Origin of the sequence: Pararoseomonas baculiformis, from assembly GCF_017813395.1 — a bacterium.
GTDB classification, from domain to species: domain Bacteria; phylum Pseudomonadota; class Alphaproteobacteria; order Acetobacterales; family Acetobacteraceae; genus Roseomonas; species Roseomonas baculiformis.
The window spans coordinates 1-1,269 of the sequence record NZ_JAGIZB010000102.1 but is presented as its reverse complement, the minus strand read 5'-3'; the positions used below and the strand labels follow the sequence as shown (position 1 = coordinate 1,269).

The 1,269-nt window shown below is 66.0% G+C and carries 1 protein-coding gene; it reads left to right on the top strand.

Translation table 11 applies throughout. The features are described from left to right. Positions 1 to 66: 66 nt before the first annotated feature. Positions 67 to 1,235 (top strand): IS3 family transposase gene (locus J8J14_RS24755; RefSeq protein ID WP_209382204.1). Its coding sequence is split into 2 segments (ribosomal slippage): positions 67 to 331 and positions 331 to 1,235, totalling 1,170 coding nucleotides; the frame shifts between segments, so codons are not numbered across the junction. The last annotated feature ends 34 nt before the right edge of the window (positions 1,236 to 1,269 follow it).

Sequence of the window (1,269 nt, the reverse complement as noted above, 5' to 3'; positions counted from 1 at the left end):
TGACCTGACCCCGTAGAAGCGATCCGCCGGTAAGGTGAGGCCGGCGGAACCGTGGAGGGTGTCGGGATGGCAAGGAAGCACCACAAGCCGGAAGAGATCGTTGCCAAGCTGCGTCAGGTTGAGGTGCTGCTGGCACAGGGCAAGACGGCCGCTGAAGCGGTGCGCACGATCGGGGTGACCGAGCAGACCTACTATCGCTGGCGGAGCGAGTATGGCGGCCTGAAGTTGGATCAGGTGAAGCGCCTCAGGCAGCTTGAGCAGGAGAACGGCAGGCTCCGCAAAGCGGTGGCGGACCTCACCCTGGAAAAGCTGGTGCTGAAGGAAGCCGCCTCGGGAAACTGGTGAGCGCCGCGCGTCGTCGGAGCTGCGTTGAGCATGTCACGGGCAAGCTGGGCGTCTCGGAGCGGTTTGCCTGCCGGGTACTGGGGCAGCACCGCTCGGTGCAGCGCAAGGTACCCAGGGTAGCTGACGACGAAGCGGCGCTGACGGAGAACATCATCAGCCTGGCCCGGCGGTATGGGCGCTACGGGTATCGGCGGATCACGGCCCTGCTCAGGGCTGAGGGCTGGTCCTGTAACCACAAGCGGGTGGAGCGGATCTGGCGGGCGGAAGGTCTGAAGGTGCCCTCCCGGCAGGCCAAGCGGGGGCGGCTGTGGCTGGCTGACGGCTCCTGCGTGCGGCTGCGGCCGGAGCGGCCGAACCATGTCTGGGCTTATGACTTCGTGGAGGACCGCACCCGGGATGGGCGCAGGTTCCGCATGCTGAACGTCGTGGACGAGTACACCCGCGAGTGTCTGGCCATCCGCGTGGGCCGCAAGCTCAAGTCAGCCGACGTCATCGACGTCCTCTCCGAGCTGTTCATCCTGCGCGGCACGCCGGGCCATGTTCGTTCAGACAACGGGCCCGAGTTCGCAGCCACAGCCGTGAAAAGCTGGATCACTGGCGTGGGTGCCAAGACGGCGTTCATCGAGCCCGGCAGCCCCTGGGAGAACGGCTACGTGGAGAGCTTCAACGGCAAGCTCAGGGACGAGCTGCTGAACGCCGAGGTGTTCAACACCCTAACCGAAGCCAAGGTCCTGATCGAGCATTGGCGACGGCACTACAACACCATCCGTCCGCATGCCTCGCTGCGCTACCGCCCGCCCGCACCCGAGGTGCTCCTGCCATCAAATCCGCCGCCCCCCGCCGCGGCCCTATCCAACAGCTCAGGCCAAGCAGTAGCCATGCTCCACTAAAAATCCGCCCGGACCCCCTCGTGGGGGCTGGTCA